The organism is Bradyrhizobium sp. BRP20, from assembly GCF_020194215.1.
Taxonomy (GTDB): Bacteria; Pseudomonadota; Alphaproteobacteria; order Rhizobiales; family Xanthobacteraceae; genus Bradyrhizobium; species Bradyrhizobium yuanmingense.
On the sequence record NZ_JADYVY010000001.1, the window covers coordinates 84,521 to 100,701 of the forward strand.

Genomic DNA, 16,181 nt, shown 5'->3' on the forward strand with positions numbered 1-16,181 from the left:
CGTCTTGCCGCTGTTTTGGCGCTAGCCCCCGCCGTCCCGCATCAGGCGTGAATCGACGACATCGAGCCGCGCGGCCCATCCGGTCGGCGTCTCTCCGCTGAACATCCGGAAATCGCGAGCAAGATGTGCCTGGTCGGCATAGCCGGCGTCCGCGGCAATGGCCGCCCAGCCGCCTGCGCCATCCGTCCGGGCCAGGACGCAAGCGCGATGAAAGCGCAGCATCTGGGCCAGCGTCTTTGGCGGAGCGCCGATCTCGCGGTGGAAGCGGCGTGTGAGATGCTTGCGGCTCCAGCCGATGTCGGAGGCAATGTCGGCGATCCTGACCGCGCCCGCGCCTCGCCACAGCGTCTCCAGCGCGAAGGCGACCTCAGGCGAGGGCTCGTGTACGGCGCGGCGAAGCACGAAGTCTTCGACGATCTCGAATCGTCCCTGCCAGCCGGCCGCCTCGGCCACCCTGGCGCGGAGCTCCCTGCCGTGCCGTCCCAGAATGTCGTCGAGCCCGACGATCCGCGCGGTCAGATCGGGCACGGCGCCTCCGAAGAAGCGATACGCCCCGAGCGGCGTGAAATCGACCTGAACGCATTCGGCGCGCCCGTCGGATTCGATCACGACCGGCCCAGGAAACAGACCCGCTGCGAAACTCGGCCGCGCATCGGCGGTGTCCGGTCGGTGTCCGAGCGCAATGCGGAAGGGCGTTCCCAAATTCACCAGCAGAGGCAGTGCAAGCGGCGCGGCGTGGCGGAAGGCGGCCAAGCCGATCCCGCGCTCGCGGTAGAAGGAAATGCTGGAGATCAGCCGCGCAAGACGCGGCGAGGGCGGTCGACGGATGACATCGGGAGGTGCGTCCATCACGCGCTAACGCTCCGTCACTTCGCGCTCCACGCGTATGGTGTCGCAGAGCATGTCGGTCATGCCTGGAGCTTAGCAGGCGATCGCAGCGGAACTCAAATGACCCGGTGCGTGGCACGCCGTCGAATTGCGCCGAAGCGCTGCCGCCCCGTCACGGCCGGTTGCGCATCCAGTCGGCCAGGCCCGCTATCGCCTTGTCGAGATCCTGGCGCGCGGCGGCGTCCGTGATCGTCTCCTCCAGCGCGCCGCGCATGCAGAGCATCCAGGCGTCGCGCTCGGCGTCCCCAATGGCGAAGCCGAAATGGCGCTGGCGCAGCCGCGGATGACCTTTCTCGGGTGTATAGAGCCGCGGGCCACCGGTCCATTCGGTGAGATAGCGCTTCAGCACGTCCCTGATCAGGCCGAGGTCGTCCGCATGCATGGCGCGGATGATCTTCGCCTCCGGCAGCGTGTCCATGCGGTCGTAGAAGCGGTCGACGAGGGCGTCGATCGTGGCGCTGCCGCCGATCCGCTCGAACATGGAGGTGGCGACGTCGGTGGACGTCATCGCTACAGCGCCACGCTGCGCAGGCCGAAGCTGCGGGCTTCGTTCTGCAGCACCGGCCGCACCGCATCGATCAGGCGTGCGGCGGCGGCATCGACGGAAAGGCCCGCGGTATCCACCACCGCGGTCGCGCGCGAATAGAGCGGCTCGCGGCTGAGCAGGATGTTGCGCAGCTCCGTCATCGCCGAGCGATCATCAGCCATCGGGCGTAGATCGCCCTGGCGACGCACGCGCGCCATGTGCTCCTCGGGCTCGGCCTTCAGCCAGATCGTGTAGAACGAGGAGAGGACCTGATCGAAGGTCAGGGGCTCGGAGACGATGCCGCCGCCGGTTGCCAGCACCATCAGCTCGTTGCGCGCGAGCAGCTGTTGCAGTGCCGCCTGCTCCATGCGGCGAAAGCCTTCCTGGCCGTACAGCGCGATGATCTCGGCGACCGAGAGCCCGTTCTGCTGCTCGACCTCCTTGTTGAGCTCGACGAAACTCCAGCCGATCCTCTTCGCCAGCATCCGCCCAAGTGTGGACTTGCCGGCGCCGCGCAGGCCGATCAGCGCGATCCCGCAGAACGGCGCGCGCCGGGGCGCGGTTGCGCTGCCGCCGGCGAGCAGATCCTTGGCCTGAGCAATCTGCGCGGGCGTCGCCTTGCGCAGGAGGTCGCGAAACACCTGCCAGTCCGGGGTCGGATCGGCGCTGGGCAGCAAATCTTCGAGATGGGCGCCCATCGCGTCGGAGACGCGGCGCAGCAGCACGATCGAGACATTGCCCTTGCCGCTCTCGAGCTGCGCGATGTAGCGCTCCGAAATTCCCGACACCTTGGCGAGTACTTTGCGCGACATGCCGCGCAGCGCGCGCATGGTGCGCACACGCTGGCCGAGTTGTTCGAGGAAGCGGGATTCGGCGTCGGGACTTTCGGTCATGAGTCTTCTTTACAGGGGTCCTGCGGCGCGTTTTAATGAAACATAGTGCCTGCTGGCATTGACAGCAAGCCGCCGTGGTGTCTTTCTATGAATTATAATTCTAAATTCTGGGGAGATGTCCGTGAGCGAGGGATCCTATAACGCGGTGACCTGGCTGCTCGACCGTAACGTCGACGAAGGCAGGGGCAGCAAGCTCGCCTTCGACGATACCGTCTCGCGACTCACCTATGGCGAGCTCCAGCAACAGACCCGGCGCGCCGCCAACATGCTGCGCCGGCTCGGCGTCCGCCGCGAGGAGCGCGTGGCGATGATCATGCAGGATACGGTCGATTTCCCGATCGTGTTCCTGGGCGCGATCCGCGCCGGCATCGTGCCGGTGCCGCTCAACACGCTGCTGACCGCGGACCAATACGCCTACATCCTCGCCGACTGCCGCGCGCGCGTGCTGTTCGTGTCCGAAGCGCTCTATCCCGTCATCAAGGACGTTGTCGGCCGCATGCCGGATCTCGAGCATGTCGTGGTCTCCGGCGCCAAGCAGAACGGCCACAAGCAGCTTGCCGAAGAGCTCGCTGGCGAGAACGATCAGTTCACCACCGCCGTGACGCATCCGGACGAGCCGGCGTTCTGGCTGTACTCGTCGGGCTCGACGGGCATGCCGAAGGGCGTGCGCCATTTGCATTCCAATTTGCAGGCCACTGCCGACACCTATGCCAAGCAGGTGCTCGGCATCCGTGAGAGCGATGTGTGTCTCTCCGCGGCGAAATTGTTTTTCGCCTATGGCCTCGGCAATGCGCTGACCTTCCCGATGTCGGTCGGCGCCAGCGTGATCCTCAACAGCGAGCGGCCGACGCCGGCGCGCATGTTCGACCTGATGAATCGCTACAATCCCTCGATCTTCTATGGCGTGCCGACCTTGTTCGCCGCGATGCTCAACGACGAGACCATGAAGAGCGAGCGCGGCGGCAAGGCTTTGCGCATCTGCACCTCCGCCGGCGAGGCGCTGCCGGAATCCGTCGGCCACAGCTGGAAGGCACGGTTCGGTGTCGACATTCTCGACGGCGTCGGCTCGACCGAGCTGTTGCACATTTTTCTGTCGAACGCGCCCGGCGACATCAAATACGGCTCGTCCGGCAAGCCGGTGCCCGGCTATGCGGTGCGGCTCGTCAACGAGGCCGGGCAGGACGTCGCCGACGGCGAGGTCGGCGAGCTCCTGGTCGATGCGCCCTCGGCCGGCGAGGGCTACTGGAACCAGCGCCACAAGAGCCGCCGCACCTTCGAGGGGCCGTGGACCCGCACCGGCGACAAATACATTCGTGACGCCGAGGGCCGCTATACCTTCTGCGGCCGCGCCGACGACATGTTCAAGGTCTCCGGCATCTGGGTCTCGCCGTTCGAGGTCGAAAGCGCGCTGATCACGCATCCGGCCGTGCTGGAAGCTGCCGTCGTGCCCGAGGCCGATCCAGAAGGCCTCCTGAAGCCGAAAGCCTTCGTCGTGTTGCGCCCAGGCGCAAAGACGACGGACTTGCAGGAGATGCTCAAGGAGCACGTCAAGCAGAAGATCGGCCCCTGGAAATATCCGCGCTGGATCGATGTGGTGGAGTCCTTGCCGAAGACGGCGACGGGCAAGATCCAGCGGTTCAAGTTGCGCGAGGGCGCGCATTGATGGTGCAGGCGGCGAACGCGCTCGCTTACCCTCCCCTGGAGGGGGAGAGTCGGCACGCGATCGAGCGTAGCGAGACGCGTGGCGGGGTGGGGTGATCTCTCCACACGGGCACTGCCTCTCCGGAGAGCCTGTCACCCCGCCCCGATTCACATCTCGCTGCGCTCGCTGTGAATCGACCCTCCCCCTCCAGGGAGGGTGGGCATCTCGGCATTGGCTAGGAATGGGAATTCGACCATGACCAATCTCACCCCCACCGGCTTCCTCGACATTGGTACCGCCAGCCTCGAATACAGATGGTTCGCGCCGCTAGTCCCCGACGCGCCCACCATCGTGATGCTGCACGAAGGCCTCGGCTCCGTCGGCCTCTGGGGTGATTTCCCAGAGAAGCTGCAGCAGGCCACGGGCGCGGGCATCTTCGCCTATTCGCGCGCAGGCTACGGCCAGTCCAGCCCGGTCGCACTGCCGCGGCCGCTCGACTACATGCATCGCGAGGCGCTGGACGTGCTGCCGAAGCTGCTCGACATGATCGGCTTCAAGCGCGGCCTCCTGCTCGGCCATTCCGACGGTGCCTCGATCGCCACCATCTATGCCGGGGCGCATCAGGATCATCGCCTCAATGGGCTCGTGCTGATCGCGCCGCATTTTGTCGTCGAGGACATCTCGATCGAATCCATCGCCGCGATCAAGACGACGTTCGAGACCACGGACCTCAAGACAAAGCTGGCGCGCTGGCACAAGGACGTCGACAACGCCTTCCACGGCTGGAACGGCGCCTGGCTCGATCCAAAGTTCCGCGATTGGGATATCTCCGAATACCTCGCATACATCCGCGTGCCCGTCATGATCGTGCAGGGCACAGATGATCAATACGGCACGCTGCGCCAGGCCGAGATCGCACAGGAGGAATGTTACTGCCCGGTCGACCTGAAAATCATTGCCGGCGCGGCGCATTCCCCGCATCGCGAGGCCGCGGGGCCGACCCTCGATGCCATCATGCAGTTCGCAAAGGCCGCCTTGCGGGATGATCCAGGGCTTCAGGCTGCATGAAACCCACGCGCGCCTAGATGAAGCAAAGTGCATATGAGGTCGCGATTCGGGCTAGACTAACCCAGTAAGATGCACTATTGTGCATCTAACGCTCCAGATGCATAACCAAGCTTAGGGTGGCTCATGGCCGGGGAAGATCGGCGCCTCGCAGGCGGCGCGACATTCATCGATTTCCAGACCGAACCGTCCCGCTACAAGCATTGGAAGCTCGCGGTCGACGGCGACGTCGCCACGTTGACGATGGACGTCGACGAGAATGGCGGCCTGTTCGAGGGCTACCAGCTCAAGCTCAATTCCTACGACCTCGGCGTCGACATCGAGCTGGCCGATGCGATCCAGCGCCTGCGCTTCGAGCATCCGCAGGTGAAGGTCGTGGTGCTGCGCTCGGCCAAGAACCGCGTGTTCTGCGCCGGCGCCAACATCCGCATGCTCGCGGGCTCGACCCATGCCCACAAGGTGAATTTCTGCAAGTTCACCAACGAGACCCGCAACGGCATGGAAGATTCGTCGGAGAATTCCGGCCAGCGCTTCATCACCGTGGTGAACGGTTCGGCCGCCGGCGGCGGCTATGAGCTCGCGCTCGCGACCGATCACATCATCCTCGCCGACGACGGCTCGTCCGCCGTCGCGCTGCCCGAAGTGCCGCTGCTCGCGGTGCTGCCGGGCACCGGCGGTCTCACGCGGGTCGTCGACAAGCGCAAGGTGCGGCGCGACCACGCCGATGTCTTCTGCACCATCGAGGAAGGCGTGAAGGGCAAGCGCGCCGTGCAATGGCGCCTCGTCGACGAGATCGCGCCGAACTCCAAGCTCGAGGCCAAGATCGCCGAGCGCGCCAAGGAATTCGCAGGCCAATCGAAGCGCAAGGGCAGCGGCAAGGGCATCGCGCTGACGCCGCTCAGGCGCCTGATCGACGAGAACAGCATCCGCTACGGCTTCGTCACCGTCGATATCGATCGCACCGCGCGCATCGCCACCATCTCGATCAAGGCGCCGGAGACCGCGCCGCCCGCCGACATCGACGGCATGATGGCGCAAGGCGCCTCGTTCTGGCCGCTGCAAGTGGCGCGCGAGCTCGACGACGCCATCCTTCACTTACGCATCAACGAGCTCGAGATCGCGATGCTCGTCTTCAAGAGCCACGGCGACCGCGCCCATGTGCTCGCCTGCGATGCGTTCCTCGAAGCCAACAAGGCGCATTGGCTGGTCAACGAGATCAGGCATTACTGGAAGCGCGTGCTCAAGCGCGTCGACGTCACTTCGCGCACGCTGGTGACGCTGGTCGAGCCCGGCTCCTGCTTTGCCGGCACGCTCGCCGAGCTCGTCTTTGCCGCCGACCGCTCCTACATGCTGATCGGCACCCGCCAAGGCGACAATCGTCCGCCGCCGTCGATCGAGCTGTCCGCCATGAATTTCGGCCCGTACCCGATGAGCCACGGCCTGACGCGGCTGGAATCGCGCTTCCAGGCCGATCCGTCCGACCTGGAGCGCGCCGAAGCAACGCTCGGCACCAGCCTCGACGCCGAGCAGGCCGAGGAGCTCGGCCTCGTCACCTTCGCGCTCGACGATATCGACTGGGACGACGAGGTCCGCGTGTTCCTCGAGGAGCGCGCCAGCTTCTCGCCCGACAGCCTTACCGGCATGGAAGCGAGCCTGCGCTTCGTCGGCCCCGAGACGATGGAATCAAAGATCTTCGCGCGCCTCACCGCGTGGCAGAACTGGATCTTCCAGCGCCCGAACGCGGTCGGCGAGGAAGGCGCGCTGCGCCGCTACGGCAGCGGCCAGAAACCGAAATTCGATATGACGCGGGTTTGATGATTTTCGTGTCCCGGGCGCGCTGCGGCACGAAGTGTCGCTGCGCAGAACCGGGACCCAGCAAGACGAGACAATGGGTCCCGGCTCAGCAGCGCACCGCTTCGCGCTGCGCAGCGTCCGGGACAAGAAACAAGGAGCACGGCCATGAACATGAACATCATGAACGTCGACTACTCGACCAAGATTCCCAACAACGTGAACCTCGCCGAAGATCGCCAAGTGCTGAAAGCGCTCGAAGGCTGGCACCCCGGCTACATGGACTGGTGGAGCGACATGGGCCCCGAGGGCTTCCAGGAATCGCTGGTCTATTTGCGCACCGCTTACTCCGTCGATCCGCGCGGCTGGGCCAAGTTCGACTATGTCCGCATGCCCGAATATCGCTGGGGCATCCTGCTGGCGCCGCAGGAAGAGAACCGCGTCGTGCCGTTCGGCGAGCATTATGGCGAGCCGGCCTGGCAGGAAGTGCCCGGCGAGCATCGCGCCATGCTGCGCCGCCTGATCGTGATCCAGGGCGACACCGAGCCGGCCTCGGTCGAGCAGCAGCGCCATCTCGGCAAGACCGCGCCCTCGCTGTACGACATGCGCAATCTGTTCCAGGTCAACGTCGAGGAAGGCCGTCACCTCTGGGCGATGGTCTACCTGCTGCAAAAATATTTCGGCCGCGACGGACGTGAAGAAGCCGATGATTTGCTGCGCCGCCGCTCCGGCGATGCCGACGCGCCGCGCATGCTGGGCGCGTTCAACGAGGCGACGCCCGACTGGCTGTCCTTCTTCATGTTCACCTATTTCACCGACCGCGACGGCAAGATGCAGCTGCACTCACTCGCGCAGTCCGGCTTCGATCCCTTGTCGCGCACCTGCCGCTTCATGCTGACGGAGGAAGCGCACCACATGTTCGTCGGCGAGACCGGGATCACCCGCGTCGTGCAGCGCACCTGCGATGCGATGCGCGCGGCCGGCATCACCGACCCCACCGACATCGCGAAGGTCCGCGCGCTCGGCGTGATCGATCTTCCGACCATCCAGAAGAAGCTGAACCTGCACTACACGCTGTCGCTCGACCTGTTCGGCTCGGAAGTCTCGACCAACGCGGCCAACGCGTTCAACGCGGGCATCAAGGGCCGCTATCACGAGACCCAGATCGACGACGATCACCAGCTCAAGAATTCGACCTATCCGGTGCTCAAGCTGATCAACGGCGAAGTCAAGCTGGTCGACGAGCCGGCGCTGACCGCACTCAACATGCGCCTGCGCGACGATTACAGCCAGGATTGCGTCAAGGGCATGCTGCGCTGGAACAAGGTAATCTCGACCGCCGGCTACGACTTCAAGCTGACGCTGCCCAACGTCGCCTTCCACCGCCATATCGGCGAGTTCAAGGACGTGCACGCGACGCCCGACGGCATCCTGATCGACGATGCCACCTGGGCCAGGCGCAAGGACGAATGGCTGCCGTCGGCCAGCGACGGCGACTTCATCACCTCCCTGATGCAGCCCGTCACCGAGCAAGGCAAGTTCGCCTCCTGGATCTCGCCGCCCAAGGTCGGGATCGACAACAAGCCCGGCGATTTCGAGTACGTGAAGATCGAGTCGTAACGGCTGCTAGCTACGCACGCCCGGCCTTGCCGCCTTCGCTGAAGCTTCGGCGTGCCAAGCGTCCGTGCAGGCCTCGGCGTAGCCTTGGCGGAGCCGGGACCGGGCGACCTAGTATTCCAGAGGCCGTCGTGATGGAATCGAGGCGCCGCGGCGTACCGGATGCCCTGGTCCCGGCTCCGCCAAGGCGACGCCGGGGCCATTAGGGTGCTCGGCCGCCGAAGCCTTCAGCGAAGGGGGCAAGCCGGGGCATGACGGCGCGCGCCGCCACCCTCTACAAGTGCAGCGGTCTGATGTTCTGATTCACGCGAAAAAAATTCGTTGGGTCGTATTTGGCTTTCAAGGCGACGAGACGATCGTAATTGTCCCCGTAGGTGGCCCTGAGTCTGTTGTCATCTCCATCCTCCATCATGAAGTTCACGTAGCAACCGTTAGCCGAGTAGGGATGCACGGCCTCCCAGTATCCCTTAGTCCAGCGGGTGATCTCGCCCGCCTTTTGCGGATTGGGATCGATCCCGGCGATAACCATCGACCAGGTCGCATCGCGCGTGCTCCAGGCGGTGTCGCTCTTGCCGACACGGCGGACTGCACCGTCGATCGGGTAAAGATGCATGAGTGAGAGCGGACTGGGTAGTTTGTGTGCCTGGGCGATATGGGCGTCAATCGCTTCGTCAGTCAGTTCTTTCACGAAATCGCCGCGCCAGTACCATTGCAGGCCCTTCGGCAAGAACGGATCGAACATGGACTGGAGGGCCGGATAGGACATCTCGCCCATCCAGTTGAAGAGCGGCGGGGGGAGTTCAGAGAGCAATTTAGCCATGACAATCTGGCCGTCTGCTGTCGCGCCGTTGTAACAGGCGATGATCGCGCAGGCGCGCTTGCCCTGATGTTCCGCCGGAAACGGCTCCATCGGCGGAACGGTCTTTAACCCGACAAAGACCGCAAGCTCTTCAGGCGCCCCAGGCAGGAAATGCCGGTACGTCTGCATGACGGTCCGGGCATCCTTGAGATCCCAGAAGATTGGGCCGGCGTAGACCATGCTCACCGGATGAGCCTGGAACAGGAAGCTCGTAACAATACCGAAATTGCCGCCGCCTCCGCGCAGGCCCCAGTGGAGGTCAGCGTTCTCTGATTTGTTCGCGGTGACAATACGGCCGTCGGCAAGCACGACATCCGCCTCAAGCAGATTGTCTATGGTCAGGCCATACTTTCGGGTGAGGTATCCGGTGCCGCCCCCGAGCGTAAGGCCGGCGATACCCGTGGTAGAGACGATGCCGGCCGGCACAGCGAGCCCGTAAATATGCGTGGCGTGATCCACGTCGCCCTGCGTGCAGCCGGGACCGACGCGGACGGTGCGTGCAGTGGGATCGACCCGCACGCCTTTCATCATCGACATGTCGATCATCAGCCCGTCATCGACACTGCCAAGGCCTGGCCCGTTGTGGCCGCCTCCGCGGATCGCGACCCCGAGATCGTTCTGCCTCGCAAAATTGACCGCAGTGACGACATCAGCGACGTCGGTGCATCGCGCAATCATCACGGGTCTCTTATCGATCATCCCGTTGTAGAGGCTTCGCACACCGTCATAATCGGCATCCGTTTGCCTGATGACGGGGCCGCGCATGTTGCCGATAAACGTTTCGGTGGCAATGGCATGCATGATCTCCTCCTCTTGCACACAGCGATCGTCAATAAGTCTGAGGTCGCTCCTATCGTGGGGGCTTCCGAAGTTCGTTAGCAAACCAATGATCGCGGACGTCATCGCTCAAATGACGTCTCATGATGCGCCTTGGACCTCCGCCAGCCAGCTCTGTCTACAGTCACGTCAGACTGTTTTGCTGGGGCCGTTCGACCAAAGCTAGCGGCCCAAGCGCAGGACCAATGCCTAGGCGCTCGGCTTCTACCAACAGGTCCCGAAGTTGGCATGTCGCTGCCTGTTCGGAACGACCCCGACCAAGTGCACAAACGGTGCGTCCATATCGAACAAAGAAATTGGCCCAGGGTAGCGGCTCTGTCCGGGTAAAATCCTCCAGGGCAGCACTATAGCGCTCCGCGCCCTTCCAATCCTGAGACTGCAGTGATGCTTCAACCGCGTATCGGAAGAACCACAGATGATTGTGGGCGACAGCGCCTTTGCGGAGAATATCCTCGCCTTCTGCCAGCGCTGTTTGAAGTTCAACGGAATCGTCGGTTGTGACCGCGAGATGGCCCAGGATCCACGGACCCACAAAGGTCATTCCGGTCTCCCGGCCGATCATCAAGGCGCGGTGCAGCAGATCCATCGCCTCCGCCTTGTTCGCCTCTGAGCGGGCGACCATGGCCAGATCGTTGAGGCTGACAGCCTCAAACCGTTTGGCGCCAAGACGTTGAGCGAGGAGCAGCGCCCGCTCGGCATGAATCTTCGCACGCGCAAACTCGCCTGTCGTGCGAAACACGTTGCACGCCGCGTTATGGGCGATGATTTCCGCACGGTGATGTCCGACCCGCGCCGCCAGCTCGATTGCCATATGGCTCGTCGCGAGTGCTTCGGAGAAATCGTTGAGGTACACCTGGGTATGCGCGACCATACTGAGGTTAGCGACTTCGATGCGCCCGCGGCCAGACCCGCGCGACAGCTCCACGCATCCGCTGAAGTGCCGATGAGCGCTGGCCATTCGGCCGCGCGCGTATTCAGCATCGCCCAACCCGCCAAGCGCGCGCGCCTCCAGCTCTGGCGAACTGGCTATACGGGCGCAGTCGAGAGCGAGCTCATGTTGATGTAGGCACTCGACGAGCCTTCCGAGGGGGAAGCAGAGATTGCCACGCAGATGGTGGATCCGCGCGCGCTCCGCCGCCGAAAGATCGTCCATAGCCGCGCTCGCGGCCTTGTCCAGCATCGCAAAAGCCTCGTCAAAACGATCGGTCACGCGCAGGCCGGCAGCGAGCCCGAGCCAAGCTTGACACCTCTCGATGTCAGCATCGGCCACTGCCAGGGCCTGCTCAAAAGCAGCAATCGATTCTGGGATTAGACCGAGGTCATGCAGGATTTCGCCCCGAAGCAGATGCAGCGCGCTTAGATCGGCCCGGTTGTTAGCCAAGGCTACTCCGCGCTCGACGAGACGTAGGGCCCGTTCGGTCCGGTACTCCGCAGCCTGCGCTCGTGCTGCCTCCAGGAAGGCACGGGGAGCGCCATCGTCGTCCCCTCGATCGAGATGCTGTGCGCACAACATCAGGTCACGGCTCCTGAACCAATCTGCCGCCTTGCGGTGCAACTCGCGGCGCCGGCTCCTGAGCAGCGTATCGTAGACTCCTTCCTGAATCAGCGCGTGGGCGAAAAGAAAGTGATCGCCCTGCGAGCGCACCAGGAGATGCCGCATCAGGCCGGCGCAACTCCAGCCAGGCTGGTCGAGCAGGGCCGCCAACGCTTCCGCAGTAAAGCGCTGGCCGAGAACTGAGGCTGCTTGCAGCGCCCGCTTGTCGGAGAGTGCAAGCCGATCTAAGCGCGCCTGTACCAGACTCCGGATCGACCCCGGGACGTTGCCCTCGGCGCTTTCCTCGGCGTGCCGCAACAGTTGCTCCAAGAACAGCGGATTCCCGTCGGCCCGTTCGACACAACGCTGGGCGAGCTCGCCTACCGCGCCGAAATAGGCCTCGGCGAGCCGGTTGGCTTCGGTTGGCTGAAGCGGGCCGAGGTCGATCGTCACCATTGGCAGGCCGGCAATCGTCGGTGCCCAAGCCTCCTGAAGCAGGTCGCGCTCGAGCCGCGAGGTCATGATCAGAAGCGCCGGACATCCAGCGACGGTCTCAGCGAGGTTCGACAGATGAGCGAGGGTCATCTGATCAGCCCAGTGCACGTCCTCAATTGCCAGCAGCAGAGGACGATGGCCGCTTGCGTTGGTGATGAGTTCGGCGACGGTCGCCCGCTTACCGCGGTTGCGGGCGGGATTATCCATGGCGTCATATAGCGTACGTAGTCCAGTCGGCTGCGGTAGGTTGAGGAGGTCATTCAGGTACACTCGTCGCTCGTTAGCCAGCATGCCATGCGCAATGGTCTTCTCAGCAGCAACAGAGATCTCTTCCTCGCTGCTCTCGCCCGACAAACCGAGCAGGCTGCGGACGAGAGAGCGGATTGCGTCCTGGCCGGAGCCCATTCCGAAGTCGAGCACCAGCCCGCTGTGACAGGCGAAGTTCTGCCTCTCGGCGGTCGTCCGAAACTGCTCGAGCAAGCGGGTCTTGCCGATGCCAGCCTCACCGCGGATGTAGATGGTCCGGCCCCGTAGCGTGTTCCGGCACCGGACGAGCGCCGCTTCGAGTTCCCTTAGTTCGCGGTGCCGTCCAACAAAGGCTTGGCGGCTGGAGCGGGCCGGTTTGCGAAGCGCGCGCAGTCGCCACACTCTTACCGGCCTTGCGAGCCCTTTGATGGTGAGCTCACCGACGTCGGAGCACTCGACCCGTTCGGCCAGGGCACGGTAGAGCGAATCTGAAATGAAGATTTCGCCCGGGGGCGCCATATCCTTCAGTCGTGAGGCGAGGTTTACGGATTCGCCGGTGACAGTGTATTCAACATGGCGTGTGCTGCCGGTACCGCTGGCCATGACTTCGCCACTGGCAATGCCGATGTGCACGCTAATAGGGCGGGCAAGATCGGCCGCGACCACCGGCATGCGGCTTCCGATATCGAGGGCGGCCTGGACGCATCGCTCAGGATCGTTGCCATATGCTACCGGGGCACCGAAGACAGCCATCACGCAATCACCGATGTGCTTGTCAACAGTACCACCGTGATCGACGATGCTTGCGTCGGCCAGATCGAAGAAGCTTTCAAGGAGGGTGTGGACTTCCTCAGCGTCGAGTTCGTCGGCGAGCTTGGTGTAGCCGGCGATGTCAGCGAATAGCACTGTGACCTGCCGCCGCTCAGCATCCGGAAGCTGCGAAGCCAACCTCGATGTCGAGGCGGGTGCCCTCGGGACAGGGAGTGGCGTCGGCGTCGGTCCGTCACGCAACTCCGCGATAGCGGTAAGCAGTTTGCGGCGGTGACCGACTGAGGCGACGCCAATCCCGATTAGATCGTCGCCCGTGAGGCGGGGAAGGACCGAAGCGTCAATGTCGTTCTCCCGGAACGCCTGTTCGTATCGCCCCAGCCCTAGACCGTGCAGCCAAGCTGCAACATTCATGGGCGCCTCCTGGTCGCATCCCCCCGAAGAGCACCCCAACCAGTCTACCCCAGGATTTCGCGACCGGTGCTGGGAATTTCAGCGCGCCGTGAACGTGCCCAGGCGTCTAGACGCGATAGCGCCTGCGCTGAATCTGCGCAATACCGTCAGGTTCTCTGACACAAAGGCCCTTCAGTTGGGCCTTTTGCTCTAAGCAACAACAGTATGTCGCCGGCTGGGCCCGTTCGAGACATGCCGATTGGGCGCGACGGTGTTCGCCTTTGGAGAACGGAAGTCGTCGCCAGAGAGCCGAACCCACGCGGTTCGGACCTTAGCGGACACGCACATCCGGGGCAGCCAATGCACGTCTTCGAACGGAAAGCGGACGTCGCCGTGCCTGCATCGATACTGATGGATTCTGAGTACACTCCCCAGCTCGGCACGTGTTTTGCCCGACGTGTCAACCGCATCGCAGCTGCAATCATCGTCTCCGTGCCGCTCGAAAAACCCCTTATCGATCAAAGCGCATTCTACTGTGCATGGGGTTGTTTTCGACATTTTGGTTCGGGGCCCCGCCGGATCAATCGCTGTCCCACCCGCTGCCCTTGATCCCCGGGTTCGCATAGACGATGCCGCCATCCACCGCGATGGTCGCTCCCACCACGTAATCGCCGGCGCGGGAGGCGAGGTAGATCGCAGCGCCCGCCATGTCCTCGTCGGTGCCGATGCGGCCCACGGGGACGCGCGTTGCAACCTCGTCAGCGTGGTCGCGCGCGGCGCGGTTCATGTCTGACTTGAACGGGCCCGGCGCGATTGCGGTGACCACGATGTGGTCCGGGATGAGCTTCACCGCCATGCGCCGCGTCAGATGAATCAGCCCGGCCTTGCTCGCGGCATAGGAATAGGTCTCGCCGGGATTGACGAAGATGCCGTCGATCGAGGCGATGTTGATCACCTTCGCCGGCCGTTCCGCGCTCGCTGACGTGCGCAGCGTCGGCGCCAACGCCTTGGTCAGGAAGAACGGCGCCTTGACGTTGAGGTTCATCACCTTGTCCCAGCCGTTCTCCGGAAATTCGTCGAACTCCGCGCCCCAGGCGGCGCCCGCATTGTTGACGAGGATGTCGAGCCGGGACTCGCGTTTCCCGAACTCGCTGGCCAGCAGCTCGGCGCCGGCAACGGTCGAGATGTCGATCGGCAGCGCGATGCATTCCCCGTCATATTGCGCGCTGAGCTCCTTCGCGGTGGCCTCGCACGGTCCGGCCTTGCGCGCGGTGATGTAGACCTTTGCCGCGCCGGCGCTGAGAAATCCCGCCGCGATCATCTTGCCGATGCCGCGCGAGCCGCCGGTTACCAGCGCGATGCGGCCTTTGAGCGAGAACAGATCGTCGAACATGCGTCCCTCCCTTGGTTGCCGCCGGTTGTGGGCGGAGCGGGGAGGGGTGTCAAGGAAGGCACGCTTGTCCTCGACCAGTGCAGATTGAGGCCTACGCCGCCGCGATGCGGCGGAAGCCGTTCCACATCGCGGTCGCGGCACCCGAGGTCAGCACCGGCAGGATCCGCGCGTCCTGATAATTGCCATTGAGCGAGACGCGGGGCAGCGCGGTCATGTGGCCGGCGTTCTCCGCGAACAGCATGCCGGGCCGCGTCGTCACCGCGGTCTTGAAACCGGCGGATGCGGCAAGGGCGAATTCGCGCGCGCCCGCGGCGTCGCGGTCGCCATAGGGATAGGCGAGGTGCAGCACGGGGCGCTCCAGCACCTGCTCGATCCGCGCGCGGCTTGCGGCCATCTCCTGCGCGGCGATGTCTTCCGTCTGCTTGGCGAGATTGCAATGGCTGATGCTGTGCGCGCCGATCGTGACCAGCGGATCGGCGGCAAAGGACTTGATCTCGGCCCAGGACAGGCAGAGGCCGCGGCACTGCGCTTCCATGTCGACGCCGTGAGTCCTGCACAGCGCCCCGATCTCGCGCGCAAGATCCTGCTCGCCCGGCAGCGCGCGCAGCCAGTCGTGCAGGCGGTCGAATGCCGCTTGCTTCGCCGCGACACTGGTCGCATCGAGCCGCAGGGCGGAATTGCCGATCTGAATGTCGATCTGCTCGGCCTTGGCGATCACGGCCTCCAGCGCCGTCCACCACAATCGCCCGGTGCCGTCGGCAAAATCGCTCGTGACATAGACCGCCAGCGGCGCGTCAAATTCGCGCAGCACCGGCAGCGCGTAATCCAGATTGTCGCGGTAACCGTCGTCGAGGGTGAAGGCGGCGAAGCGACGGTCGAACCGGCCCTGCACCAGCCGCTCATGCAGCTCGTCCATGCTGACGATGTCGATGTCGCGCGAGCGCAAATGGCACAGCGTGGCGCGCAGGAAGTCGGGGGTGACCTCGAGATGCCGGTTCGGCTGGAACGCGGCCTCGCGCGCCGGCCGCACATGGTGCAGCATGAAAATGGCGCCGACGCCCGACAAGAGCGGGCGCAACAGGTGGTGCGCCCCGCTGAGATAGAGTGCTCCCAGCCCGGCGCGGATGACGTTGTTACGCAGTTGTTTCATGACCGGGTGGGGGACTTTGGCATTCCGGCCTCAACTTACGGAAGAACCCTTGAAGAAAAAGTTATTCCGATTGTCCCACCCGGG

Annotated in this window: 11 protein-coding genes; 4 read left to right on the forward strand and 7 right to left on the reverse strand. The window is 64.1% G+C overall.

The genetic code is table 11. The features are described 5' to 3' along the window. Positions 1 to 21 precede the first annotated feature (21 nt). The 3 genes from I6F33_RS00400 to I6F33_RS00410 all read right to left on the reverse strand — a co-directional run bounded on the left by I6F33_RS00400 (position 22) and on the right by I6F33_RS00410 (position 2,307). Positions 22 to 849, reverse strand: coding sequence for an AraC family transcriptional regulator (locus I6F33_RS00400; RefSeq protein WP_225141284.1), 828 nt, complete (start codon positions 847 to 849; stop codon positions 22 to 24). A gap of 151 nt (positions 850 to 1,000) precedes the next feature. Continuing rightward, the gene (locus I6F33_RS00405; RefSeq protein WP_057028463.1) at positions 1,001 to 1,396 is read right to left on the reverse strand and encodes a group II truncated hemoglobin; all 396 of its coding nucleotides are present in this window, start codon (positions 1,394 to 1,396) and stop codon (positions 1,001 to 1,003) included. Between the two features lie 2 nt (positions 1,397 to 1,398). Further along, a complete protein-coding gene (locus I6F33_RS00410) occupies positions 1,399 to 2,307 on the reverse strand; it encodes a helix-turn-helix transcriptional regulator (protein ID WP_036001723.1) in 909 nt (302 codons plus the stop codon). A gap of 121 nt (positions 2,308 to 2,428) precedes the next feature. On the opposite strand from I6F33_RS00410, the gene I6F33_RS00415 reads away from it, so the two are divergent. From I6F33_RS00415 to boxB, 4 genes are all read left to right on the forward strand, one after another. Then, a complete protein-coding gene (locus I6F33_RS00415) occupies positions 2,429 to 3,970 on the forward strand; it encodes a benzoate-CoA ligase family protein (protein WP_225140662.1) in 1,542 nt (513 codons plus the stop codon). 234 nt (positions 3,971 to 4,204) lie between these two features. Continuing rightward, positions 4,205 to 5,017, forward strand: a complete 813-nt coding sequence (locus I6F33_RS00420; protein ID WP_225140664.1) for an alpha/beta fold hydrolase — start codon at positions 4,205 to 4,207, stop codon at positions 5,015 to 5,017. Positions 5,018 to 5,140: 123 nt separating this feature from the next. Then, a complete protein-coding gene (gene boxC, locus I6F33_RS00425; protein WP_225140666.1) occupies positions 5,141 to 6,829 on the forward strand; it encodes a 2,3-epoxybenzoyl-CoA dihydrolase in 1,689 nt (562 codons plus the stop codon). A gap of 144 nt (positions 6,830 to 6,973) precedes the next feature. Beyond that, positions 6,974 to 8,425 (forward strand): benzoyl-CoA 2,3-epoxidase subunit BoxB, encoded by a 1,452-nt coding sequence (gene boxB, locus I6F33_RS00430; RefSeq protein WP_057028459.1) that lies wholly within the window; start codon positions 6,974 to 6,976, stop codon positions 8,423 to 8,425. Positions 8,426 to 8,696: 271 nt separating this feature from the next. Here boxB and I6F33_RS00435 read toward each other — a convergent pair whose 3' ends face one another. The 4 genes from I6F33_RS00435 to I6F33_RS00450 form a co-directional block, all read right to left on the reverse strand. Continuing rightward, positions 8,697 to 10,082 (reverse strand): FAD-binding oxidoreductase, encoded by a 1,386-nt coding sequence (locus I6F33_RS00435; RefSeq protein WP_057028606.1) that lies wholly within the window; start codon positions 10,080 to 10,082, stop codon positions 8,697 to 8,699. A gap of 160 nt (positions 10,083 to 10,242) precedes the next feature. Then, positions 10,243 to 13,575, reverse strand: a complete 3,333-nt coding sequence (locus I6F33_RS00440) for an adenylate/guanylate cyclase domain-containing protein (RefSeq protein ID WP_225140668.1) — start codon at positions 13,573 to 13,575, stop codon at positions 10,243 to 10,245. 559 nt (positions 13,576 to 14,134) lie between these two features. Continuing rightward, positions 14,135 to 14,947, reverse strand: coding sequence for an SDR family oxidoreductase (locus tag I6F33_RS00445; RefSeq protein ID WP_225140670.1), 813 nt, complete (start codon positions 14,945 to 14,947; stop codon positions 14,135 to 14,137). 91 nt (positions 14,948 to 15,038) lie between these two features. Next, a complete protein-coding gene (locus I6F33_RS00450; protein WP_225140672.1) occupies positions 15,039 to 16,097 on the reverse strand; it encodes a polysaccharide deacetylase family protein in 1,059 nt (352 codons plus the stop codon). Positions 16,098 to 16,181: the final 84 nt, after the last annotated feature.

Excerpts from the sequence above, each read along its gene's own strand:
- I6F33_RS00420 (WP_225140664.1), top strand. The coding sequence starts at position 4,205 with ATGACCAATCTCACCCCCACCGGCTTCCTCGACATTGGTACCGCCAGC.
- I6F33_RS00435 (WP_057028606.1), bottom strand. The coding sequence starts at position 10,082 with ATGCATGCCATTGCCACCGAAACGTTTATCGGCAACATGCGCGGCCCC.
- I6F33_RS00440 (WP_225140668.1), bottom strand. The coding sequence starts at position 13,575 with ATGAATGTTGCAGCTTGGCTGCACGGTCTAGGGCTGGGGCGATACGAA.
- I6F33_RS00405 (WP_057028463.1), bottom strand. The coding sequence starts at position 1,396 with ATGACGTCCACCGACGTCGCCACCTCCATGTTCGAGCGGATCGGCGGC.
- boxC (WP_225140666.1), top strand. The coding sequence starts at position 5,141 with ATGGCCGGGGAAGATCGGCGCCTCGCAGGCGGCGCGACATTCATCGAT.
- I6F33_RS00400 (WP_225141284.1), bottom strand. The coding sequence starts at position 849 with ATGGACGCACCTCCCGATGTCATCCGTCGACCGCCCTCGCCGCGTCTT.
- I6F33_RS00450 (WP_225140672.1), bottom strand. The coding sequence starts at position 16,097 with ATGAAACAACTGCGTAACAACGTCATCCGCGCCGGGCTGGGAGCACTC.
- I6F33_RS00410 (WP_036001723.1), bottom strand. The coding sequence starts at position 2,307 with ATGACCGAAAGTCCCGACGCCGAATCCCGCTTCCTCGAACAACTCGGC.
- I6F33_RS00445 (WP_225140670.1), bottom strand. The coding sequence starts at position 14,947 with ATGTTCGACGATCTGTTCTCGCTCAAAGGCCGCATCGCGCTGGTAACC.
- boxB (WP_057028459.1), top strand. The coding sequence starts at position 6,974 with ATGAACATGAACATCATGAACGTCGACTACTCGACCAAGATTCCCAAC.